Here is a 24743-nt window from a genome sequence, read left to right as displayed (position 1 = left end):
ATTAATTTTTTTCTACCTAACTCTTACCCAAGTTACCTTATATTTATTCTGATGCACCAAGGAACAATTTATATGTTGGATTATTAGTTTCATCCCAATATTTATATCCTAAAAATTCAACAAATTTATTCCAGTAATTAATTTCAGCATTATCTATTAACACTCCTATAACAATTTTTCCTACATCAGATCCATGATTTCTATAGTGAAATATGCTGATTGTCCAATTTGTTTTCATTTTTTTTAGAAAATTTATTAATGCTCCCGGTCTTTCTGGAAACTCAAATCTATATAACAATTCGATATGTTTTGAATTGTCTAATTTTGTAAATTTTTGGGGTAGTCGCCCACCTACCATATGTCTTAAATGGTTTTTAGATAATTCATCTTTACTGATATCTATAAAAGGATAATTTGATTTCCTGAATTCATTTAAAAGTTTTTCTTTGTCATTTACTCCATTAACCTCTATGCCTACAAAAATCTGAGCATTTATTGAGTTGGACATCCTATAACTAAATTCAGTTAAATTTCTAGTATTTAACAAACTACAGAAATCAATTAAACTACCTGCCTTTTCTGGTATTTCAACTGCAAACATTGATTCTTTGTACTCACCAAGTGCTGCTCTTTCCGCAACAAATCTAAGCCTTTCAAAATTCATATTTGCTCCACAGGCAATAGCAATCATATTTTTATTTATGTAATTGGATTCATATATATCTTTTTTCATGCCAGCAATGGATAAAGCACCAGCTGGCTCTAAGATTGATCTTGTATCTTCGAAAACATCCTTAATAGCGGAACAAATTTCATCGGTATTTACAGTTATCATTTTGTCTATATGTGTTTTGCCAATTTCAAAGGTTTTTTCTCCAACCTTTTTTACTGCTACACCATCAGCAAACTGACCAACTGAAGATAATTCTATTATTTCAAGCCTTTTTAAGGATTTAGACATTGCAGCAGCATCTTCAGGCTCTACACCAATTATTTGTACTTTAGGCCAAATCTTCTTTATATATATTGAAATACCAGCTATCAGTCCTCCTCCCCCCACAGCGATGTAAATTGCTTCTGGTGGATCTTGTAGTTGTTGTTCTAATTCAATAGCGATAGTACCTTGACCAGCTATTACATCCGTATCATCAAATGGATGAATAAAACATAAATTATTCTCTTCACTAATACGTATGGCTTCTTTATATGCTTCATCATAATTGTCGCCGAATAAGATTACCTTTGCTTTTAAATTTCTAACAGCATTTACTTTTACTAAAGGTGTTGTTATAGGCATCAATATTGTTGCACTACAATTTAATTTTAACGCACTTAATGCAACCCCTTGCGCATGATTACCAGCACTTGATGTTATGACTCCATTTGTAAGTTGTGATGGAGTTAGTTGCCTCATTTTATTAAAAGCTCCTCTTATTTTGAAAGAAAATACATCTTGAAGATCCTCTCTTTTCAAAAAAATATTATTTTTAAGTGCTTTACTTAAATTATTTGCTTTTTCTAAAGGTGTTTTTTTAGCAACTTCATAGACTTGAGCCTGAAGTATTTTTTTAAAATAATCTTCCATATGTATATTTTTAGCATTAATTATTAATCTAATAAAACATTACATAATCTATTTCAAAAAAAATACTCATTTTGCACCTTAACGTCTTAGATTATATAAGATAATATTTTTTTATAATGCTTTTAAGTGAGTTAAGCCATCCAAATCAATTACATGGCTTAACGGTATCACAATTAGAAGAAATTGCCTGTCAGATAAGAGAAAGACATTTGCAGGTAGTTTCAACAAGTGGAGGTCATTTAGGTCCTGGACTAGGCGTAGTTGAATTAACACTTGCTTTATATCAAACATTAGATCTTGATTTCGACAAAGTTGTTTGGGATGTTGGTCATCAAGCTTATCCACATAAATTAGTTACTGGACGTTTTAATGAATTCGATTCTTTACGTCAACAAAAAGGCATAGCAGGTTATCTAAAACGCTCTGAAAGTATTTTCGACCATTTTGGAGCAGGTCATGCAAGTACCTCTATTTCAGCAGCTTTGGGAATGGCAATTGCAAGAGATGCTAAAGGTGAAAATCATAAATGCGTTGCTGTTATAGGAGATGGAGCACTAACAGGTGGAATGGCTTTAGAAGCTATAAATCATGCAGGGACCTTACCAGAGACTCCTTTTTTAGTAATACTTAACGATAATGACATGTCTATCTCTCCACCTGTTGGAGCCCTTTCTACCTATCTAAATAAAGTTAGATTAAGTCCTCCTTTACAATTTTTATCAAATAGTGTTCAAGAAAGTGTTAAAAATATTCCGCTTATAGGCAAGGATCTACCTGAAGAATTAAAAACTATAAAAGGAAGCGTGAGAAGATTAGCTGTTCCTAAAGTTGGTGCAGTTTTTGAAGAACTTGGTTTTACATATATGGGTCCAATTCAAGGTCATGATATTTCTAATCTTATTAATACTTTTAATGCTGCTCATAGACTTAAAAAACCTGTACTTGTTCACGTGGTTACAACTAAAGGAAAGGGATATCCATACGCTGAAGCGGATCAAGTAGGTTATCATGCTCAGTCATCCTTCAATTTAACAACTGGAAAATCTATCCCATCAAGTAAACCTAAACCAGTTAGTTATAGTAAAATATTTGGCCAAACTCTTTTGAAAATTTGTGAACAAGACAGTAAAGTAATTGGTATCACAGCTGCTATGGCTACAGGAACAGGCCTTGATTTGTTACAGAAGAATATTCCTGAACAATATATAGATGTTGGTATAGCAGAACAACATGCTGTTACTCTTGCTGCAGGCATGTCATGCGATGGTCTAAAACCTGTAGTTGCTATTTACAGCACCTTCCTACAACGTGCTTTTGATCAATTAATTCATGATGTTGGTATTCAAAATTTGCCAGTCTCTTTTGTTCTTGACCGGGCGGGTATCGTAGGTGCTGATGGTCCTACACACCAAGGTCAGTACGATATTAGCTATATGAGATCAATTCCAAATTTTGTCTTGATGGCACCAAAGGATGAAGCCGAATTGCAGAGAATGTTAATTACTTCAATTAATCATAAAGGTCCTACTGCATTACGTATCCCTAGAGGTTCAGGGCGTGGTGTTGCAGTTATGGATGAAGGATGGGAACCTTTAAATATTGGTGAAGGCGAAATATTAGAAGATGGGGAGGATATTCTTATAGTTGCTTATGGATCTATGGTTTCCTCAGCTATTGAAACATCAAAATTATTAAAAGATAAAAATATATCACCTTGTGTCATTAATGCTAGGTTTGTAAGACCTCTTGATAAAGACTTAATACTACCTTTAGCAAATAAAATTAAAAAAGTTGTAACTATGGAAGAGGGTACTTTGATTGGAGGATTTGGCTCTGCAATCGTTGAATTATTAAATGATAATGATATTAACATTCCTGTTTTTAGAATTGGAATACCAGATGTATTAGTTGACCATGCTTCACCTGATCAAAGCAAAACACAATTAGGTCTTATGCCCAATCAGATGTCTGAGAATATTATTAATAGATTCAATTTAATAAAAAATTTCTAAATATAACTTTTTACAAAACTCCTCTTGAAGCAAGACCCAATATGGAACCCACTCCTAATAAATGACCTAAACAATTAGCTCCTACAAAAGCACCATGACTTAATCCTCCGAAAAATCTAGCATTAGGCATCATAAAACCGTCTGTTGGTTTTCTTATTGTTGCTCTCGCTATTGCATAAGCCAATATATTACATGCAATCATCACTACAGCACATTTTGGAGACCATTCAAAGGTTGCTGGAGCAGATGCCGCGGCAAATAATGTTGTAAGCATAAGAAAATGTTATTTTTTTATATCTTCCTACATTTTGTGCAAAAAAACACAAAATTGTAAAAGGTCTTAAGAGTTATTTATCTAATGACTTTAAACATTTTTATAAATCCTACTAAAATCACTGCATCACTTAACGTTAAAAAAAATTCAGCTGAGCCATGAAGTACGTCAACTTCCACAAGCGTTAAATTCAAATAACTTAATGAATATATAGAAATTACAATAGTTATAAATACAAACAACACAGTTAATGAAAATCCAGTTTTGATTAGTTTGTTAATCGATTTTATTTTATACAGAAAATATAAAAAAATTGAATATGGGATTATTGATGCTGCAAACAAAGCTGTATTATCAAATTTTGACAAGAAATCTATAAATCTTAAAAAAAAATCATTCATAAATAAGATTCCTCATATTTATAAATAGCAAATGCAGCTATCGCTAATGTTGAGTTTCCTATAAAAGTAAATATTCCTTGAAGTGTAACTAACCCATATAGTGCTGTTTGATTATCGAAAATATGCCATGTTATTGCACACATAGCTCCTATTAAATTGGGAATCATTGCAAGACTTAACCAGTAATAAATGTTAAAATTTTTAAACGTACTTATTTTATAAATTATAAAAATTGAAAATATCCATTCTATTACTGAACTAATATGAATTAACCATGTGCCAAAGGAGAGTTCGTGCAAAATTTATATATTTTTCTTTAATACATTAAGAACTTCTTTCGCATGGTTTATAGGTAAGACACTTATCCATCTGAATACTATTTCTCCTTTTGGTGAAATCAAAAAAGTATTTCTATCAGAATAAGGAGGGATCCAAGAACCATATTTTTCACTAATAGTTCCATTTGGGTCAGATAATAAAGTGTAATTTATTGATTGTTCACTACAAAAACTTTCATGTGTTTCTTCTTTGTCAGCACTTATTCCAATTATTTCAGCATTGTATTTTGAAAAGTCTTTTTTTAATTTAGAAAAACCTTTGGCTTCCAGAGTACAACCAGCACTGAAATCCTTAGGATAAAAGTATAAAACTACCCATTTGCCTTTTAATTCATTAGAGTCCCATATTTTTTTTGATTTGATATTTTTGTTTATTCCTTCTAAATGAAAACTAGGAGCAATATCTCCCACTTCTGGGGCATAATCAAAGGCAATTACAGATTTGAAATTAAAAAAAAATGAAATTATTATTATAAAAATACTAAATAAACTCTTCATCTAATTTAGAACTTATTAAGATCCACCCCATTTGTCTTCGCAACTTTATCTAAACCTACTTTTTGTATAGACTTTAATGCCTTGGTACTGATTTTTATGTTGATCCACTTTTTGCCTTCTTGCCACCAAAGTCTCCTTTTCTGAAGGTTTACTTGTTGTAGCTTCTTAGTACGAATATGGGAGTGACTTACTGCCATCCCATTGTTCGCTCTTGCTCCAGTTAATTCACAAACTCTAGACATATTATTTGATAAATATTATTACTAATTTTAACATATTATTTATGTTGATGATTTAAGTAAATCTGAAATTAAATCGGCATTATTATTTTGCAAATTTATAATTTGTTCTTGATCTAATCCTCCCACACTTAATTTGGCCATGTCATAAACATGATTAGCAATTTTTGATGCTAAAGGGTTTTCACCTGGATCTTTTTTATCAAGAATTAATTTGCTTCCGGTCATATTACTTAATCCTAAAATTAAAGGATGCTCTTTATTTATTAATAGGACATGATATTCAGGTAAGCTAGGCATCTTTTGTTCCATGTATGCTCCCATATCATTTATTCTTCTCATTTGTTCCGGTAACAATATCATTGCTGGAGGAGCATCTTTATTAGTAAGAGATTGAATTTTTACAGTTACTTTTTCATTATTTAATGCTTTTGAAATAATATCCTTTAGATTGTCTGTGCTTGATTTCCCATCTTTATCAACAATTTCTTTTGAATCTTTATCTTCAAGCTCATTTATTTCTGAGTCAACTCTTTGAAATTGATAATTATCATGCTTACTTTCTATCCATGGAAGAAATTGTGCATCTATTAATGGATCAGATTTGATCACTTCTTTGTTATCAGAGAGACAAATATTTAATGCGCTGGATTGACCAATTACATCAGAACAATAAATAATTTTTTTGGAATCGGTAATGTTATTTCTATCTTTGTAATTTGATAGGGTTGTGTAAAATTTATCATTAGATTTTATAAGAGATTTATCATCAATATATTTTGTTATATCTTTGTCTGAATTTATAATTGTTTCAAAAATAATACTATTTTCTACGAGATCAGCAAACTTTTCGTCTTCTATGGCACCAATCTTAATAAAGGCAGAAATAGAGTCCCATATCTGTGTATAAAATTCAGGAGAATTTTTGAGTAAATCCTTTAGCTTATTGGCAATTTTTTTTGATATGAAGGATGAAATTGATCTTACTTTTCTATCAGTTTGTAAGGCACTTCTACTTACATTTAAAGGTATATCTGTTGAATCAATTACTCCTCTTAAGGGTAATAAATATTTAGGTACAATTTCTTTAATTGAGTCGCTTACAAATACCTGATTACAAAATAGTTTAATTTCACCTTTTTCCCAATCAGCTCTACCTGTTAGTTTTGGAAAATATAAAATTCCTTGTATGTCGTATGGATAATCTGTATTTAGATGTATCCATAGGAGAGGATCACCTTGAAATGGATATAGATATTTGTATAGCTCAATATAATCTTCATCTTTTAATTCATTTGGTTGTTTTCTCCATGGGGGATTTTTTTTATTAATTATTTCACCCTCTAAAAGCACATCTATAGGCATAAAGTCACAATATTTTTTTATTAAGGATTTAATTCTTTCAGGTTCTATAAACTCTTTCTCTTCATCCATTAAATGAAGGATTACATCAGTCCCAACTGAATCTCTCTCAGATTCTTCTAAGGTGAAATTAGGTGAACCATCACATGACCAATTAAAAGCTTTACTGTCACTTATTGCTGATTTGGTTAGAATGTCAACTCTGTCAGCAACCATAAAACTAGAATAAAATCCTAATCCAAAATGACCTATAAATTCATCATTTCCTTGCTTGTATTTTGTTAAAAATTCTTCCGCACTAGAAAATGCTACTTGGTTTATGTATTTTTTAATTTCATCATCATTCATTCCGATACCATTATCAGAAATTTTTAATATAGATTTCTCCCTGTCAATAGTGATTTTGACCTGAGGTTTATCTGAATTTTCACAATCACCAGCCATTGAGGCCATCCTTCTTTTACTAATTGCATCTACCGCATTACTTACTAATTCTCTTAAAAATATTTCATGGTCTGAATATACAGCTTTTTTTATTATTGGAAATATATTTTCAGTATTAATTCTGATTTCACCTTTTTCCATTTTTAAAAATACAAATTTATTAAATCTTATTTCCTATTTTCGGCTTAATCAACCATTAACAGGAGTATTGTCCGTACTTAAAATATTGAATTAACAAATAAAAGTTTCTAGTTTTTTATTCTTTAAAAATTTTAAAGAGAGATTTTTATTTTATCCATTGTATTTCTGTACAATTATGTTCTTTCATAAGAATATTAGCTTTTGAATTTTCATTGCATGGATTCAAATGTAATATTGTAGTTATTCCTTTTTTTTGCAAAGCTTTTTGCTCGTTTATACCTTTATCTAATAAGCAAGAATCTTTAAATAACAACAATACTTTCTTTTTAGATTGCGAATCGTCAATAATTAATTCCCTTAAATTATCTATAGAGATTGTAAAACCAATTCCATTAATTATTTTTTCATTAGGATTGAAGTACCTTACTAATTCGTCATACCTTCCACCTTTTGCAATAATTGTTTTAACAAAACTATTTTCGCATATAAGTTGGAAAACTATACCTGCATATAAATTAAGATGAGGTTGATATGTAGGATCAAGTTGTATTTTAATATTATATCTTTTCGCAATTTTAGATAAAGTATTAAAAAAGTTTTCAAGTTCCTTAATAACATCATTGTAACCGTAAATATTTTTAAGCTTTTTAAGTATGATTTCTGGTTCTCCTCTCGTAAAGATTAACTCCTTTAATATAGTTTGATCATTTTTATCAATATTTAATCTATTCAATGATTCTTGATCGAGGTTAACCATACATTTTTTAATTTCCTCATAATTATTATTTTTATAATTAAATAAAATTAAATCCATTATTTTTGTTGTACTGACAAGGAGAGTAAGATTACTATTCTCTATTAAATTTATATTATCAATAGCATCAAATAATATATTTATTACTTCAATTTCGGGAAATTTTGTATCATAACTAATTAGTTCAATACCACTTTGTAAATTTTCTTGAAATTTATAAGTATTTTTATAGCTTTGTTTTTTGTTAAATACAATACCACTGTTATAAAGCCTTATTGGTCTCTTCTTATTTAATAATCTTGTTGAAGTTAACTTAACAATTGATGTTGTCATTTCAGGTCTTAAGCATAATGAATTATTACTAACTATTCCAATAAGTTCATCCTCATTGATTACTTCACTACCTTTAATTGTGTCAAGGTTATTAATAAATGAAGGTGAAACTTCTTCGTAACCCCAAAGCTTATATACATTATTTAAATCATTAACAATTGTGGAATTATTCCTTACATCTATTAAATTAAATTCTTTTATATCACTCATATTAATATTATAAATTGCATTTTTAAGTATAAATGTTTTTATTAAAAGGAGTTACGTTTCCTAGTTCTAATTTAAGTTCTTCTTCTAATTTTGGACTGCAAGCCAATATTCTTCCCGAACTAAGGCTAAATTCACCATTTGGATAATCAGAAATAATTCCACCAGCTTCTTTTACAATAATAGCACCAGCAGCTAAATCCCAAATTTCTAAGCCTCTTTCCCAGTATCCATCTACCTTTCCCGAAGCAACAAATGCTAAATCTACCGCCGCAGCTCCACCTCTCCTTACTCCTCTTGTTTTATGTGTTAAGTAACAAAATTCAGAATAATTATTATCTTCAATATCAAATCTGTCATAAGAAAAACCAGTAACAAGAAGACTTTCAATAAGTTTAGAAGTATTAGAGACTCTTATTTTTTTATTATTACAGTATGATCCTTTTCCAATACAGGCAGAATAAAGTTCATTTAAGTAAGGAACCGATATAGCACCTAGTATTGGATTGTTTTTATATAAAAGACCTACTGAAGTACCAAAGAAAGGATATCCGTGGGAATAATTAGTAGTTCCATCTAATGGATCGATGCACCAAGTCAACTTAGAAGACTTTATTAACTTTCCAGATTCTTCTGCATGTATTGAAATATTTGGTGTTTTTGCTGATAGATACTCCTTGATCTTTTCTTCAACTTCTAAATCTACGTTTGTAACTAAATCACCTTTTCTTCCCTTTGAAGTAATTGTTTGTATTTTATTATAATTTTTAATGAGAATCTCATTACCTATTAGTGCAGTATCCTTTGCTATTTGGGTGAGATTCGTTAAATCGAATTCTGATTTTATTTCATCAATAACATTAATTTCAAACATTATAATTAATCTTCCTCAAATTCCCATGGAGGTGCTTTTCTAGTAGTACCCTTTCCAAAATACTGTCCAAATTGTAAATCATAAACTTCATCATAATACGTTGTCTCAACTTCAATATCTTCTATCACTTTCGCAACACAAAGAAGAGCATAACCTTTATCTTTTAACTCTTGAGATACTCCCATGGCTTCAGGTTGCGTAAGTTTACCTGAAACAATTTTTACGGCACAGCTGGTGCAGCATCCATTTCTACAAGAAAATGGAAGCTTTAATCCTTTTTTTTCAAATTCTTTTAGGATATATTCCTCATCACTGATATTTTCCTGATATATTTTACCAGTTTCTTTATTCCTAATAGTGACTTTATAAGTCTTGTTCAAGTAACTTTCCTCAACAATGGGATATTAAAAGGGTAAAATATAAATCTTCGGAGAGGTGGCCGAGTGGTTGAAGGCGCAGCACTGGAAATGCTGTATAGAGGCAACTTTATCGAGGGTTCGAATCCCTCTCTCTCCGTTTTATTTTAATCGATTAAAATATAAAATATCAACTAGAATTTTTACTAGTCAATAATATATAAAATACATTAACTATTTATAAGTTGTCTTTTATCAATAAAAATAAGTTTATTTATTTAAACAACGTTGAAAATAAATGATTTTTATTATTATATGTATACATATTAAAGAATTTAAATTGATTAAATTATTGGTTAAGGATAACTTTTAATTAATCAAGTAATACTATGGGGCAAATAGTTGGAATTGATTTAGGCACTACTAACTCCGTGATAGGAGTTATAGAGGCCGGTCGCCCCATTGTGATTGCAAATTCAGAAGGTACAAGAACCACTCCTTCAATAGTTGGTTTTACCAAAAACTCTGAAATAGTTATTGGTGATCAGGCTAGAAGGCAACTTGTTTTGAATCCTAAAAATACATTTTATAACTTAAAAAGATTCGTAGGTAGGGATTGGGACGAACTTGATGAAACGAGTATTTCTGTCCCATATAATGTCAAATCGAATGATAATGGAAGTGTGAGGATACTAAGTCCATTTACTAAGCGGGAGTATGCTCCAGAAGAATTGATAAGTTCCATAATAAGAAAATTAATCAATGACGCTGAAACTTATTTAGGAGATACTATTGATTCTGCCGTAATAACTGTTCCTGCCTATTTTAATGAGTCTCAAAGGCAAGCTACCAAGGATTCTGCATTATTGGCTGGGATAAAAGTTGATAGAATCTTAAATGAACCTACTGCAGCAGCTCTAGCGTATGGTTTTGAAAAAAGCTCCTCTCATAATGTATTAGTTTTTGATTTGGGGGGAGGTACTTTCGATGTCTCTTTATTGAGGATATCTAATGGCGTTTTTGATGTAAAAGCCACCTGTGGAGACACTCAACTAGGAGGTAATAACTTTGATTCCAAAATAGTTGATTGGATTGCCGAAAGATTTCTTGAGAAACACAAGATTGATTTAAGACGAGATAGACAAGCTTATCAAAGACTTAGCGAAGCCGCTGAGAAAGCTAAATGTGAATTGTCAGGGTTGCAAAAAACTAAAATTTCATTACCTTTTATAACGACAAACGATGATGGTCCATTACATATTGAAGAGGATTTTGACAGGAAATTATTTGAATCTTTATCTGAAGATCTTCTTGACAGGTTGCTTGAACCCGTTCAGATTGCTTTAGAGGATTCTGGTTGGAATGCTGATGAAATAGATGAAGTCGTTCTTGTTGGTGGAAGCACACGTATACCAATGGTTCAACAACTAGTTAAGACTCTTGTTCCTAATGAACCATGTCAGTCTGTAAATCCGGATGAAGTTGTGGCAATTGGTGCGGCAATACAATCAGGAATAATTAGTGGAGATTTACGTGATTTACTTTTAAATGATGTTACTCCTTTATCTTTAGGATTAGAAACTATTGGTGGACTTATGAAGGTGCTTATTCCACGTAATACCCCAATACCTGTTAGACAATCAGATGTTTTTAGTACTTCGGAATCTAATCAATCATCGGTCGTTGTACAGATAAGACAAGGAGAGAGACCATTAGCCTCTGAGAATAAATCGTTAGGAAAATTTAGATTGTCAGGAATTCCTCCAGCTCCTAGGGGAATCCCTCAAGTACAAGTAGCTTTCGACATTGACGCAAATGGTTTGCTAGAAGTGAGTGCAACTGATAGAACCACTGGAAGAAAACAAACAGTAAGTATTACTGGGGGTTCTAATCTTAATGAACAGGAAATTAATATGATGATCGCTGAAGCTAAATCAAAAGCAACTGAAGATAGGATGAAACGATCAGTAATTGATAGGAAAAACAATGCACTTACATTAATTGCTCAAGCTGAAAGGAGGTTAAGAGATGCTGCCTTAGAATTTGGTCCATATGGAGCAGAGCGACAACAAAGGGCAGTAGAAATTGCAATTCAAGATGTGGAGGAATTTATAGATGATAATGATCCTCAAGAATTAGAAATTTCTGTAAGCTCCTTACAAGAAGCTCTTTTTGGTTTAAATAGAAAATTTGCGTCTGTGAAGAAAGTTGATAATAATCCCTTACAAGGCATTAAAAATACCTTTGGTTCCTTAAAAGATGAATTATTTTCAGATGATTACTGGGATGATGATCCTTGGGATAATCAAATGAATAGAAATTATAGAGATTCGAGGTATGGTAATTCTAGGAACGACGATCCGTGGGACAATGACTACTTCCTCTAAAAAAGACTACTTATCGATTTTAGGTTTATCCTACGAATTTGATGATAATGAACTTAAAAAGGCCTTTCGAAGGGAAGCTAGAAAATGGCATCCTGATTTAAATAAAAATGATATTAATGCTGAAGAGAGATTTAAACTAATTAATGAAGCTTACGAATTCTTACGAAATCCTGACAGAAGAGTTACCTCTAAAGATTTTAATTCTTCTAATGATGAAAACATAAATAACTTCAGTACAGGGTTTCCTGAATATAAGGATTATTTAAATTCCCTATTTGGCTTTGAATATAAATCTGAGTTAGATAACGAATATTATGATGATAACTTCTCTGATGTTTATGAAGAAGAAAAACAAGATGAAGTATTTAATAATTATGACTACCCAGCAACATCTCCAGATGAACCACCACCAGTAAAACTTCATCAAGATATCGAAACTATTATCGAATTAACTCCAGAAGAAGCTTTGAGTGGAGCATCTATATTAATAGAACTAGAAGATCAAACTGTTGTAGAAGTAGATACTCCACCATTTGCTGGAGATGGTTGGAGATTAAGGTTAGAGAATATTGCAAAAGGTGGAAAGGACCATTATTTACAATTAAAGGTCCAAACTAAAAATGGACTTCGCATAGACGGCTTACGTGTTCTTTATAAATTAGAGTTGTTTCCGCCAGATGCTCTTCTTGGTTGTGCAGTAGAAGTTCCTACTCTTGATGGAAATGTAACTCTTCAAGTTCCTCCAAAGTCATCGACTGGAAGATTACTTAGATTAAAAGGGAGAGGTTTGATTTTTGGAGATAACATTGGGGATCAGTTTGTCGAAATTCTTGTAGTTATTCCTGCTGATATTAATGATGAAGAAATTGCTTTGTATACAAGGCTTCAAGAATTATCACTATCAGATTAATAGTTAAATAATATTTATTTACGCTAGGATGTTCTTATGAATATTTATGTTTTACTTTATAACTTCGGAACAGAAAAAGAAGGTATACATTCAATAGAACTAAAAGGTAGAACTATAGTTTTAATGTTTGAAGAAAAAGAAGACGCAGAACGTTACTGTGGACTTTTAGAGGCTCAAGATTTCCCCTTACCCTCTGTAGAAATGATTTCGATCGATGAAATTAGAGATTTTTGTATCAAATTAGATTATGAATGTAAATTAGTTGAGAAGAATTTTGTTCCAAAAACGGCAGAGGATAGATTATTAATCTCTCCCCCTCAAAAAAATTTAGAAGTAGAGAATTGGAACGAAGATGAACATAAAGATGAAAATATTGATTTAAATTCCATTAAGGAGAATCTTGAAAAGCTTCTTTAACGTTTATTATGCAAATATCAAAGTATAAAATTTAAAATGACAAAAGCTTTATTTGAAACTGATGCAGGCATTATTAATATTGAATTATTTACCAATGACGCACCTAATACAGTTAATAATTTCACAAAATTAATTACTGAAGGTTTTTATGACGGTTTGGCCTTTCACCGCGTCATCCCTGGCTTTATGGCTCAGGGAGGTTGCCCTAATACCCGCGAAGGATCTTCAGGAATGCCTGGGACAGGGGGACCGGGATACAATATTAAATGCGAAATTAATTCAAATAAACATCTTAAAGGTTCACTTTCTATGGCACATGCAGGTAAAGATACTGGTGGTAGCCAATTTTTTATAGTCTATGAATCTCAACCTCATTTAGACGGAGTTCATACTGTCTTTGGAAAAACAGAAGATATGGATATTGTTTTAAAACTTACAAACGGATCAAAAATTATTAAAGCTAGCTTAGTCTAAGCTAAATCTTTATTAAATATAATACTAAAAGTTTCTTTATCAAGATTAAATTTTCTAGTAGAGGAATATAAATAATCATTTTTTATTGAAAACTTTGTATTTTTCAATTTAATGTTATTTTTCGGATGTAACGCCTGCTCGATATTTTTGGAGACGATAATACCAACTTTCGAGCTTTTATCAAATTCAGATAAAAACTTAATAAAAATTTCTATATTTTTAATTTCATTATCGTTTATTGTGAAATCTTCTCTGTTTTTATCATGTAATATTCTCCATACTAATTTTGGTCTATTCCAAAAAGCTAATAATCTTGGAGAACTCTCTAACATAATATTTATATTTTTTTTGGTACAGAATTCAAATGTTTTATTTTTGATAGGAACTAAATCAATCGATTTGTAATCACCATCTAAGAAAATAGCAATATATGGGTCCACAAATCTAGAATTTATTTTATCTTCTTCTAATAAGTGACCAAGTTTTTGTCTTTTTACATTTAAATATTCAGCATTATGATCTCCAGGACATATGACTAGTGGAACTCTCTCAGTAACCTCTATTCCATAACCACCTAATCCTGCAATTTTCCTAGGATTATTAGTTAGTAGTTTTAATTTTTTGATACCTAAGTCAGTTAATATTTGAGCTCCAACTCCATAATTCCTGAGGTCAGCGGGAAAACCTAATTTTTCATTTGCTTCCACAGTATCCAAACCTCCATCTTGTAGGCTGTATGCTTTTAATTTATTAATCAAACCGATCCCTCTTCCTTCTTGTCTTAAATAAACAACTACTCCCTCGCCTTCTTTTTCTATCCTAGATAATGCCGCTTCAAGCTGAGGTCTGCAGTCACATCGTAGTGAGCCAAAAGCATCTCCTGTTAAACATTCTGAATGCATCCTTACTAAAACTGGTTCACTTAATTTATTTGATTTTTGCTTTACTAATGCAATATGTTCAGAGCCGTCAAGATCATTTATGTATCCATATGCTTTGAAATTACCAAAAATACTTGGAAGAATTGTCTCTGATTTTCTATAAACAAATCTTTCGTTTTGAAATCTATAACTAATAAGGTCTGCAATAGATATTAACTTCATTCCCCATTCTTTAGCATATTCCTTAAGTTGAGGCAGTCGAGACATAGAGCCATCCGGATTTTGGATTTCGCAAATAACACCAGCAGGATATAGACCAGACATTGCCGCAATGTCAACAGCAGCCTCGGTATGTCCTGCCCTTTTTAGGACTCCTCCTTTTTTTGCTCTAAGTGGAAATATGTGTCCAGGTCTTCTTAAATCTTCAGGTTTCGTTGAAGGATTTATTGCTACTTGTATAGTTTTAGCTCTATCCTCTGCTGATATGCCTGTAGTTACATTATTCTCTGGCCCAGCATCTATTGATACAGTAAAGGCAGTTTGATTCTTATCAGTATTTCGATCAACCATTAAAGGAAGATCTAATGCATCTAATTTATCTCCTTGCATTGCTAAGCATATAAGTCCTCTTCCTTCAGTTGCCATAAAGTTAATTTGTTGAGGAGTTGCAAACTGAGCAGCGCAAATTAAATCTCCTTCATTTTCTCTTCTTTCATCATCAACTACAATGATGCATTCTCCATTCCTTATAGCAGCTAATGCATCGCTTATCTGATCAAATTCTATTTTAAACTTTTCATTATTATCCAAAATTGTTCCATTATTTGATTTGGGACTTGTTTCTTTCATTATTACTATTCAAGATAGAAAAAAGTGTTTTAATTATTGTTTATTTCAACACTATTAATCCTAACTTAAAGTTTGCCAATAAAGAGATATGAATGTTGCAATAGTTGGTGCTACTGGTTACGGGGGAATACAATCAGTAAATTTATTAAAGGATAATAAAAACTACAAAATATCCTATTTAGGAGGGTATAAAACTTCAGGAACAAAATGGAGTGATAATTTTCCATTTATAAAATTAGACTCGAATAATTTAATTGAAAAAATATCCATAGACAGGATCGCTGATAAAGCAGATGTTGCTTTACTTTGCTTACCGAATGGAATTTCTTCTACTTTAACAAGAGGTTTATTAGAAAAAGGTGTAAAAGTAATTGATTTATCAGCCGATTATAGATACAAGTCTCTTGAACAATGGAAAAGAATTTACTCTAATGAAGCGGCAAAATATAAAAGAGATGATGATGATTTGTGTAAGGAAGCAGTTTATGGTCTCCCTGAAATTAATAATAAAGATATTTCTAAAGCAAGGTTAATAGCATGTCCTGGTTGTTATCCAACTTCTGCTCTAATTCCTCTAATCCCCTTTTTATCTCAAGGAATTATTGATAATGAGGGCATAATAATAGATTCTAAAAGTGGTACATCAGGTGGTGGAAGAGAATCTAGTCAAAAATTATTATTTTCGGAATGTGGAGATGGCCTTTCTGCATATGGATTAATTAATCATAGACATACTTCTGAAATAGAGCAAATCGCGAGTTTTATTTCAGGTAACGATATTGAACTATTATTCACTCCGCATTTATTACCAATGATAAGAGGTATGCATTCGACAATATATGGAAGATTAAGAGATCCAGGCTTAACTTCTTCTGATTGTAGAATTATATTAGAAAATTTCTATAGAAACTATTCTAATATTAGAGTTTTACCTGTTGATATTTACCCTTCCACCAAATGGGTCAAAAATACAAACGAAATTCACTTATCCGTTAAAGTTGATAATAGAAATGGAAGAATTATTTTATTATCAGTAATAGATAATTTACTTAAAGGACAAACAGGTCAAGCTATACAAAATCTTAATCTTATATCTGGTTTACCATTAAATAATGGATTAGAAATGATTAATCATTACCCTTGAAGCTATTTCTTACTATAAATCCTGCCTGCGAAATTGAGAGTGGTAAAATCTTATGTTCCAAAAAATGTATTTTCTTCGATATGGTCTCTAAGTTGTCTTGATCAAGAATAGGTAATGCTGCTTGCATAATTAGGTCACCGCTATCAACTTCAGGTTCTACAAAATGTACTGAACAACCAGTGATCTTGGAATCATGTTTTATGGCTTCTTTAATCGCATTATTTCCTTTAAAGGAAGGAAGTAAGGATGGATGAATATTTATTATTTTACTCCTAAATACATTAACAAATCTCGATGACATAATTTTCATCCATCCTGCCATAACAATAAGTTCTACATCATAATTTTTTATAGTGTTGATAATTTCCTCCTCAAAACAATCGTTATTTTCATTGTCAGATTTTTTAATTATCTTGTAGGAAATATTAGATTTTTTTGCTCTTGATATACAACCAGCATCTGATTTATTTGTAATTAGAATTCTAATATCAATATCAAATTTATTAGATTTAGATAGGTCAATTAATTCCTGAAAATTTGATCCTTCACCTGAAGCTAAAATTGCAATTTTTAATTTTGGTGAAAATCCCCTAAGTTTTATAGTCTCGGGTGAAATTAAATAATTGAATGACTTATCCAAAATCTGATATTTTTAATTGAATAATAAATCAGAAATAAATAAATAAAACCCTTTATATTAATTATTTAAAATCACAAACATTATTATTTAAAAATAATATAACTAAATAAATTGAAATGATTAGTATTTACAAGCAATAAACTAGATATAATAAATAAAATCAGAAAAAGTCAAAAATATAAAATGAATAATGATTTTAATTCTTGGGACAAATATTGTGATTACCTCTGGTATGACCAAAAAATAAATATTTGGTTAGATATCAGCAAAATTAATTTTTCTTATGATCAAATTTCATCTTTAGAAAATAAATTTATAGGTGTCTTTTCCTCCATAAAGGAATTAGAAGCAGGTGCGATTTCAAATATAGATGAGAAAAGACAAGTTGGGCATTATTGGTTAAGAAATCCATCTATAGCTCCAAATACATTTATAAAGGATGAAATTATTAAAGATATTAGAGATATTTCAGAATTTGGAGATAAGGTTTTAAAGGGTATAATTAAAAATAATAAAAATCAAACTTATACTGATGTTTTATGGATAGGTATTGGAGGAAGTGGTCTAGGACCATTACTAATAACTGAAGCATTACAAGAAAATTCTGTTGGATTAAATTTTTCATACATTGATAATATTGATCCATTCTTAATAAGTGAGAAATTAGATGAATTATCGGACAAATTGCCTACCACATTATTTGTCGTTGTAAGTAAGTCAGGTGGAACACCTGAACCCAAAATAGCAATGAATATAATTAAGAGGCATGTTGAAGATAAAAATATATTGTGGAATTCAAATGCAATAGCTATAACAATGAAAAATAGTCAACTATATAAAAAAGCAAAATTAGAGAATTGGTTAAAAATCTTTAATTTACCTGATTGGGTTGGCGGAAGAACAAGTATAACGAGCTCAGTTGGCCTGCTTCCTTTAGCCCTTATTAATCAAGATGTCTCTGAATTTATTAGAGGAGCATCCATAATGGATGAGTTAACCCGGATAACTAACATTAAAGATAATCCAGCTGCATTACTTTCTTCGGCTTGGTTTTTTTCTGGAAATGGAATAGGGAAAAGAGATATGGTCGTATTACCTTACAGAGACAGGTTACAAGTATTTAGTAAATATCTTCAACAACTAGTTATGGAATCATTAGGAAAAAAATTCAATAGAAAGGGTAAAATAGTTCATCAAGGAATTTCTGTTTTTGGTAACAAAGGCTCCACTGATCAACATGCATATGTTCAACAGTTAAGAGATGGAATTGATAATTTCTTTTGTGTTTTCATAGAGTTACTTGATATTCCTGATGACAATAAATATTTTGGTTCTGAAAATCCTAAAGAATTTTTATCTGGATTTTTGCAAGGTACAAGATCAGCATTATCTAACGAAAACAGACAAAGCATAACAATTACCTTAGATAAATTAAATTGTTTAACTCTCGGAGCCTTAATTGCATTATTTGAGCGAGCTGTTTCTTTTTACGCAGAATTAGTTGATATAAATGCTTATGATCAACCTGGAGTTGAAGCAGGTAAAAAAGCAGCAGCAGAAATACTTGAATATCAAAAAAAAGTTACTGAATTATTAAATAATGGAGAAGAATTCTCAATAAAAAAAATTACTTCTCTTATTGAGAATTCAACATCTGAACCAATATTTTTTATAATACGTCAGATGTGCTTTGGCAATGATGATTATCTAATAAAAGGAGATTGGTCAAACCCTATTTCAATAATCATTAAAAAAAATAGTAAATAATTAAACAACAATATTCATTATTTTACCTTTTACAATTATTATTTTTCTTATGGTTTTTTGATCAATCCATTTTCTTACGTTAGGTCTTGTTAATGTTTTTTGTTTAATTTGATCTTCAGAAATATCGATTCCTACATTAATTTTGTCTCTAACTTTTCCATTGATTTGGATGACTAATTCATAACAATCTTCCTTTAAAGCATCTTCATTAAATATTGGCCATCTTTCTAAATGTACAGATTTTTGATAACCTATTAAATTCCAAATCTCTTCTGCTATGTGAGGAGCAAATGGTGCTAGTAATATACAGAATTTTTTAAAAGCATCTTTCCTTAAGTCTTTATTTACGTAAATCATACTGGAGGATAATGAATTATAAAATTTCATCAATTCGGATATAGCTGTATTAAATTGATTATTTTTTATATCATTAGAAATTTCTTTAATAGCTATATTAATAGACTTAGTTAATGAATTTTCTTTTTCTCTATTGTAGTTCTTTTGATTATCCCAGCTTTCGTTATTTCTGTAATCTAAGAAAAGTTTCCATATTCTACATAAAAATCTATATTGTCCTTCTACATCAGAGTCACCCCATTCAAGGTCTTTTTCTGGAGGAGCCTTAAATAATATAAACATTCTGGCTGTATCTGCTCCATATTTTTTAATTACCGATTCCGGATCTATCCCATTATATTTAGATTTTGACATTTTTTCAAAAAGAACCTCAAGTTTTGAATCATCGTTTGGATCAGTAGGATTATTAAAATCTTTAATATCTTTTGGAGAGATATATTTTCCTGTTTTTGTATTTTTATAAGCTGCAGCTTGAACCATACCTTGTGTTAAAAGTTTTTTAAATGGTTCATCAATATCGAAAAGGTTATTATCTCTAAGTGCTTTGGTAAGAAATCTTGCATAAAGAAGGTGAAGAATTGCGTGTTCTACACCACCAACATATTGATCTACAGGTAACCATTTGTTTACATTATCTTTTTCGAATGGCTTTGTTTTACATTTTGATGAGGGATAACGTAAAAAATACCATGATGAACACATGAAGGTATCCATAGTATCAGTCTCCCTACTCGCCAAATTTCCGCATTTTGGACATGTTGTTTTAACCCAATCCTTGTAACTACCTAGAGAATTAATCTTATTAGAAGAAATTTCAATTTCTTTCGGTAATTTCACAGGTAGATTTTTTTTATTTACGGGAATAGAGCCACAATTATTACATTTAATAATTGGTATTGGGCATCCCCAATATCGTTGCCTTGAAATCAACCAATCTCTTAATCGATAGTGAATTTCTTCTTCTGCCCATCCATTTATTTTGCCTTGTTCAAGTATTTGCTTTTTGGCATCATTATTACATAATCCATTAAAATTGTTTGAATTAATTAAAAAGCCATTATCAGTAAAAGCATTTTTTAATTTAAAAGTACTTTTATCATTATCCTTATCTTTAATAATTACTTGTTTTATATCAATAAAATTAATTTTTGCAAATTCAAAATCTCTTTGATCATGGGCTGGAACGCCCATTACAGCTCCAGTTCCATATTCATCAAGAACATAACTTGCTATCCAAATAGGAATTTCATTTGAATTTATAGGATTTATAGCCTTTAAATTGGTTGGAATTCCAATTTTCTTTTGATCCTTATCTTGATTTTTCTTTAAATAAATTTTTAAATTTTCTAATTTACTTAAGATTTCATTATCAGAAATTTTGTTAATTAAAGGATTGTTAATTGAAATTGCTATATAGGTAACCCCAAAAAGAGTATCTGGTCTTGTAGTAAATACTTTTATTTTTTCATTTTCAAATTCATTTATTTTAAAAATTATATTTGCCCCTTTTGATTTGCCAATCCAATTTTCCTGCATTATTTTTACTCGTTCTGGCCATTCGCTTAATTTTTCTAAATCTTGCAATAACTCTTCTGTATAATTTGTTATTTTTAAAAACCATTGTGTTAAAAGTTTCTTTTCAACTTTTGCTCCGGATCTCCATGATTTACCTTCTGAATCAACTTGTTCATTAGCTAAAACTGTATTATCAATTGGGTCCCAATTAACTTCTGATTCCTTTTGATAAACAAGACCTGATTTATGTAACTCTAAAAATAAAAATTGTGTCCAGAGATAATAATTTTCATCACAAGTGGCAAATTCTTTATCCCAATCAACTGATAAACCTAATAATTTTAATTGTGATTTCATATGAGCGATATTTTTTTTGGTCCAATCATTAGGGTTAATTCCTCTTTCTATAGCTGCGTTCTCTGCAGGTAAACCAAATGCGTCCCAGCCCATTGGATGTAATAATGATTTCCCTTGAAATCTTTGAAATCGAGCAATTAAATCTGTTATTACATAATTTCGTACATGTCCCATATGAAGATTCCCTGATGGGTAAGGAAACATAGATAGCGCATAGAATTTTTCTTTCTTACTAGATTTGTCATCTGTTTTATATAAGTTTTCCTTATCCCAAATTTCCTGCCATTTATTTTCTATCTCACATGGTTTATATAAATTATTTGTATGTTGATTGGACTTTTCATCTGTATTCTCAGAATAAATCACTTATTTTGTCTTTAATAAATTATTATTTTAGTATCCATTGTATAAATAAGGAATAGATTGTTAAAGGTTTAATTTGTTATTAAAATTTATGAGATATATTAATTCCTAAATGAAAAATATAATTTTTGAAAAATATCATGGGAATGGTAATGATTTTATAATTATTGATACTAGAAACAAAAATATATTCAATAAATTTATATCAGAAAATATTTTCGATATTAAAGAATTGTGTGATCGACAATTTGGTATAGGAGGAGATGGTTTGATTTTTATCTTGGAACCTAATGGAAATAATCACGCAAGGATGATTATCTATAATTCAGATGGTTCAGAAGCTCAAATGTGTGGAAACGGAATTAGGTGTTTGGTTCAATATCTACATAATTCTAAGAAAGGATCTCATAACTCTTCTGAGTATCGAATAGAAACAAAAGCCGGCTTAAAAATTGCTCAATATAATGATGGTCAAATTTCTGTAAAAATGGGAAAACCAATTATAGATATTAAGTCTATTCCAACTAATATAGATAAGAAACAAAACTTTCTGCCAGCATTTCTTTTTAAAGAATCTAATTTTGAATATGAAGGATATGCGGTTGGTATGGGAAATCCACATTTAATATTTTTTGTAGAGGATATCACAAAAATATCTCTTTCTTTATTAGGTCCTGTTTTTGAAAATCATAAATTATTTCCTGAAAAAACTAATGTACATTTTTCACAAATAATTAATAGAGATACTATTAAAGTCCTTGTCTGGGAAAGAGGAGCTGGAGCAACACTTGCTTGCGGAACAGGAGCATGTGCAGTACATGTTGCAGCATTTAATCTGGGATTATGTAATTCAGAAACAATAATAATTCTGCCTGGAGGTAATCTAAAAATAAATTGGTCAAGATTAGAGGAAGAGATAGTTATGAGCGGTACTGCAAAAAAAGTTTTTTCTGGAAATTATTTTCTAAACTAAATGTTCAATAATTATATTTATCTTGATAATGCATCAACAACGCCATTATCTAAAAATGTATTAAAAAAAATAAACTCTACTTACAATAATTTTTGGAATAATTCATCTTCAACTTATAAATCTGGGATTAAATGTGCAATGTATCTTGAAAAAACAAGACAAAAAATAGCCGAAATTTTAAATGCTGAGATTGAGGATATTATTTTTACTTCTGGTTCATCTGAGTCAACATCAATTGTCTTTAGTAATCTTTCTGATAGATATAAAAGAGGGAGAGTTGTAATCTCTAAAGTTGAACATCAAGCCACAATTATTTCAGCAAATAAACTTAAACGAAAAGGCTGGGATATTTATGAATGGCCTGTCAATCACGATGGAATAATAAATATTTCGGAAGTAGATGAGGTAATTAAAAATAATACAAATCTTGTCTCGATTATTTGGGGTCAAAGTGAGATTGGAAGTTTACAACCAGTTCAATTAATAGGAACTAAATGTAAAGAGTTAGATATTTTATTTCATATCGACGGGACTCAGATTCTGAGCAATGGTATTTTTAATTGGAAAGAACTTAAATGTGATCTATTAAGTTTATCAGCACATAAATTTGGAGGTCCTAAAGGTATCGGTTTACTTCTGACTAATTCAAAATCTAGATCTTTTTTAAAAAATAAGGACATATCACTTACTCAAGAATATCAAATAAGGCAAGGTACAACTCCTCTTCCTTTAATAGCTGGAATGTATCAATCTATAAAAAATATCAAGGGTAGAATTAGTTTTAGTTCAGATAAAACAGTATTTGATTTAAACAAAAATGAAATACTAAAAAACTACTTTATAAGCAAAATAAATAATATACCAAATATTAAAATAACTGGTAGTTATACTCAAAGACTTCCTAATCATATATCATTTATTTTATTTAATTCTCAACGTGAGCCTATAAAAGCTTATAAAGTTATTAATTACATGTCTGATAATAATGTTGAAATTAGTAGTGGTAGTGCTTGTTCAAGCTCGTCAGGTAAACCTAGTCAAATTCTTGAGAATATGGGATATGATAGTAATCAACTTTATTCAAATATTCGTGTTAGTTTAGGATCTATGAATAAAAAATCTGATTTAGATAGACTGTTTGAATTAATTCAAAATTGTATAAAAAAATTCTAATGACTAATAGCTATATACTTCCAAAGGATCTTAATGATGCCTTAAAAAATATGGAAAGTGCAATAATTTCTAGTTTAAAAAATTCAAATAGTAGATTCACAGTTGAATTTAATTTTGAGGGATTAAGGTTTAATAAGATAGGTATAAATATTTATAAGATCCTTGCAAATTATTTTAATAATAAAAAAATAAAAAAAAGTGTTTTTGTTACTTACTCTGATCCGGGAGCTGTAGCTTTAGCCCAGAGAGATTATCCGGATATAAAAGAAAATATTTTTACATTTAATGGTTTTAATGAATCTATTTATATTGATCAAGATGACTCAATAGTCATTTCTATACTTCCACAACCTTACGATTTTGGTTTATTTGAACCAATGTGCGAAAACTTTAAAGGATTGCATTATTCATTAAATCCAAAATTTGAGGATGCAAATATAGGTATAGGTAGCGTAATACGAGAAAGAAGAAAAAACTTTGTAAAAACATGGCAAAATATATACTTTCTTCAACCGATTAATAATGGTGCTCTAATGCATTCTTATCCCAATAATTGGTTACTTTTTAAAGAAATTAACAACAAATATTTATTTAAAAAAGAATTTGAGGAGAAACCAGACAATGAAACAATTTTTGTAAATTTATAGATTCTAAGTGATAAGAAAATTTTACTTTTTAATTGTTGTTATATCTTCTTTATTAAGTTTTCCATTTATAT

At 30.1% G+C, this 24743-nt stretch carries 23 protein-coding genes and 1 tRNA gene; 11 read left to right on the top strand and 13 right to left on the bottom strand.

Annotated elements, in window-relative coordinates:
* Positions 1 to 43 precede the first annotated feature (43 nt).
* On the bottom strand, positions 44 to 1585 hold the full coding sequence (gene ilvA / locus P9515_RS04825; protein WP_011820300.1) for a threonine ammonia-lyase, biosynthetic: 1542 nt from the start codon (positions 1583 to 1585) through the stop codon (positions 44 to 46).
* A 116-nt stretch (positions 1586 to 1701) separates the two neighbouring features.
* On the opposite strand from ilvA, the gene dxs reads away from it, so the two are divergent.
* Positions 1702 to 3597, top strand: coding sequence for a 1-deoxy-D-xylulose-5-phosphate synthase (dxs, locus tag P9515_RS04820; protein ID WP_011820299.1), 1896 nt, complete (start codon positions 1702 to 1704; stop codon positions 3595 to 3597).
* A 10-nt stretch (positions 3598 to 3607) separates the two neighbouring features.
* On the opposite strand, the gene psaK is transcribed toward dxs, so the two are convergent.
* The 9 genes from psaK to P9515_RS04775 all read right to left on the bottom strand — a co-directional run bounded on the left by psaK (position 3608) and on the right by P9515_RS04775 (position 9842).
* Positions 3608 to 3871, bottom strand: coding sequence for a photosystem I reaction center subunit PsaK (psaK, locus tag P9515_RS04815; protein ID WP_011820298.1), 264 nt, complete (start codon positions 3869 to 3871; stop codon positions 3608 to 3610).
* Positions 3872 to 3948: 77 nt separating this feature from the next.
* Entirely contained in the window at positions 3949 to 4272 is a 324-nt protein-coding gene (locus tag P9515_RS04810; protein WP_041710596.1) for a DUF3593 domain-containing protein, read from the bottom strand.
* A complete protein-coding gene (locus P9515_RS04805) occupies positions 4269 to 4571 on the bottom strand; it encodes a DUF2499 domain-containing protein (protein ID WP_011820295.1) in 303 nt (100 codons plus the stop codon). The genes P9515_RS04810 and P9515_RS04805 overlap by 4 nt, the downstream gene beginning before the upstream one ends.
* A 3-nt stretch (positions 4572 to 4574) precedes the next feature.
* Complete coding sequence (locus P9515_RS04800) at positions 4575 to 5108, bottom strand: peroxiredoxin (RefSeq protein ID WP_011820294.1); 534 nt, start codon at positions 5106 to 5108, stop codon at positions 4575 to 4577.
* Between the two features lie 5 nt (positions 5109 to 5113).
* A complete protein-coding gene (gene rpmB, locus P9515_RS04795; RefSeq protein WP_011820293.1) occupies positions 5114 to 5350 on the bottom strand; it encodes a 50S ribosomal protein L28 in 237 nt (78 codons plus the stop codon).
* Positions 5351 to 5389: 39 nt separating this feature from the next.
* On the bottom strand, positions 5390 to 7294 hold the full coding sequence (gene htpG / locus P9515_RS04790; RefSeq protein WP_011820292.1) for a molecular chaperone HtpG: 1905 nt from the start codon (positions 7292 to 7294) through the stop codon (positions 5390 to 5392).
* A 145-nt stretch (positions 7295 to 7439) separates the two neighbouring features.
* Positions 7440 to 8591 (bottom strand): ATP phosphoribosyltransferase regulatory subunit, encoded by a 1152-nt coding sequence (locus tag P9515_RS04785; protein WP_011820291.1) that lies wholly within the window; start codon positions 8589 to 8591, stop codon positions 7440 to 7442.
* A gap of 22 nt (positions 8592 to 8613) precedes the next feature.
* Entirely contained in the window at positions 8614 to 9462 is an 849-nt protein-coding gene (locus P9515_RS04780; RefSeq protein WP_011820290.1) for an inositol monophosphatase family protein, read from the bottom strand.
* 5 nt (positions 9463 to 9467) lie between these two features.
* Positions 9468 to 9842: a 2Fe-2S iron-sulfur cluster-binding protein gene (locus P9515_RS04775; RefSeq protein ID WP_011820289.1), complete on the bottom strand. Its 375-nt coding sequence runs from the start codon at positions 9840 to 9842 to the stop codon at positions 9468 to 9470.
* 49 nt (positions 9843 to 9891) lie between these two features.
* Here P9515_RS04775 and P9515_RS04770 point away from each other — a divergent pair.
* The 5 genes from P9515_RS04770 (at position 9892) to P9515_RS04750 (ending at position 14006) form a co-directional block, all read left to right on the top strand.
* Positions 9892 to 9978 (top strand) — tRNA-Ser (locus P9515_RS04770).
* Positions 9979 to 10207: 229 nt separating this feature from the next.
* Positions 10208 to 12205 (top strand): molecular chaperone DnaK, encoded by a 1998-nt coding sequence (gene dnaK, locus P9515_RS04765; RefSeq protein ID WP_011820288.1) that lies wholly within the window; start codon positions 10208 to 10210, stop codon positions 12203 to 12205.
* Positions 12156 to 13115, top strand: a complete 960-nt coding sequence (locus P9515_RS04760) for a DnaJ C-terminal domain-containing protein (RefSeq protein ID WP_011820287.1) — start codon at positions 12156 to 12158, stop codon at positions 13113 to 13115. The genes dnaK and P9515_RS04760 overlap by 50 nt, the downstream gene beginning before the upstream one ends.
* A gap of 36 nt (positions 13116 to 13151) precedes the next feature.
* Positions 13152 to 13532, top strand: coding sequence for a DUF3110 domain-containing protein (locus P9515_RS04755; RefSeq protein ID WP_011820286.1), 381 nt, complete (start codon positions 13152 to 13154; stop codon positions 13530 to 13532).
* Between the two features lie 36 nt (positions 13533 to 13568).
* The gene (locus tag P9515_RS04750; RefSeq protein ID WP_011820285.1) at positions 13569 to 14006 is read left to right on the top strand and encodes a peptidylprolyl isomerase; all 438 of its coding nucleotides are present in this window, start codon (positions 13569 to 13571) and stop codon (positions 14004 to 14006) included.
* Here P9515_RS04750 and ribBA read toward each other — a convergent pair.
* Positions 14003 to 15736, bottom strand: a complete 1734-nt coding sequence (gene ribBA / locus P9515_RS04745; protein ID WP_011820284.1) for a bifunctional 3,4-dihydroxy-2-butanone-4-phosphate synthase/GTP cyclohydrolase II — start codon at positions 15734 to 15736, stop codon at positions 14003 to 14005. The genes P9515_RS04750 and ribBA overlap by 4 nt on opposite strands.
* Before the next feature lie 88 nt (positions 15737 to 15824).
* Here ribBA and argC point away from each other — a divergent pair, with 88 nt between their 5' ends.
* The gene (argC, locus tag P9515_RS04740; protein WP_011820283.1) at positions 15825 to 16880 is read left to right on the top strand and encodes an N-acetyl-gamma-glutamyl-phosphate reductase; all 1056 of its coding nucleotides are present in this window, start codon (positions 15825 to 15827) and stop codon (positions 16878 to 16880) included.
* Here argC and purN read toward each other — a convergent pair.
* Positions 16864 to 17520 (bottom strand): phosphoribosylglycinamide formyltransferase, encoded by a 657-nt coding sequence (purN, locus tag P9515_RS04735; RefSeq protein ID WP_011820282.1) that lies wholly within the window; start codon positions 17518 to 17520, stop codon positions 16864 to 16866. The two genes, argC and purN, sit on opposite strands and share 17 nt — an antisense overlap.
* A 183-nt stretch (positions 17521 to 17703) precedes the next feature.
* Between purN and P9515_RS04730 the strand changes: the two genes are divergently transcribed.
* On the top strand, positions 17704 to 19287 hold the full coding sequence (locus tag P9515_RS04730; protein WP_011820281.1) for a glucose-6-phosphate isomerase: 1584 nt from the start codon (positions 17704 to 17706) through the stop codon (positions 19285 to 19287).
* Here the strand turns inward: P9515_RS04730 and leuS are convergent, their stop codons facing one another.
* On the bottom strand, positions 19288 to 21882 hold the full coding sequence (gene leuS, locus P9515_RS04725; protein ID WP_011820280.1) for a leucine--tRNA ligase: 2595 nt from the start codon (positions 21880 to 21882) through the stop codon (positions 19288 to 19290). It lies immediately after the preceding gene.
* 109 nt (positions 21883 to 21991) lie between these two features.
* On the opposite strand from leuS, the gene dapF reads away from it, so the two are divergent.
* The 3 genes from dapF to P9515_RS04710 are packed head-to-tail and all read left to right on the top strand — an operon-like array spanning position 21992 to position 24672.
* A complete protein-coding gene (gene dapF / locus P9515_RS04720; protein ID WP_011820279.1) occupies positions 21992 to 22852 on the top strand; it encodes a diaminopimelate epimerase in 861 nt (286 codons plus the stop codon).
* Entirely contained in the window at positions 22853 to 24025 is a 1173-nt protein-coding gene (locus tag P9515_RS04715) for a cysteine desulfurase family protein (protein WP_041710595.1), read from the top strand.
* A complete protein-coding gene (locus P9515_RS04710; protein WP_011820277.1) occupies positions 24025 to 24672 on the top strand; it encodes a DUF1995 family protein in 648 nt (215 codons plus the stop codon). The genes P9515_RS04715 and P9515_RS04710 overlap by 1 nt, the downstream gene beginning before the upstream one ends.
* Positions 24673 to 24743: the final 71 nt, after the last annotated feature.

The sequence above is a fragment of the Prochlorococcus marinus str. MIT 9515 genome (assembly GCF_000015665.1).
In the GTDB taxonomy this organism is placed as follows: Bacteria; Cyanobacteriota; Cyanobacteriia; order PCC-6307; family Cyanobiaceae; genus Prochlorococcus_A; species Prochlorococcus_A marinus_P.
The sequence above is the reverse complement of the archived record's forward strand: the minus strand, read 5'-3'. Positions and strand labels throughout refer to the sequence as shown.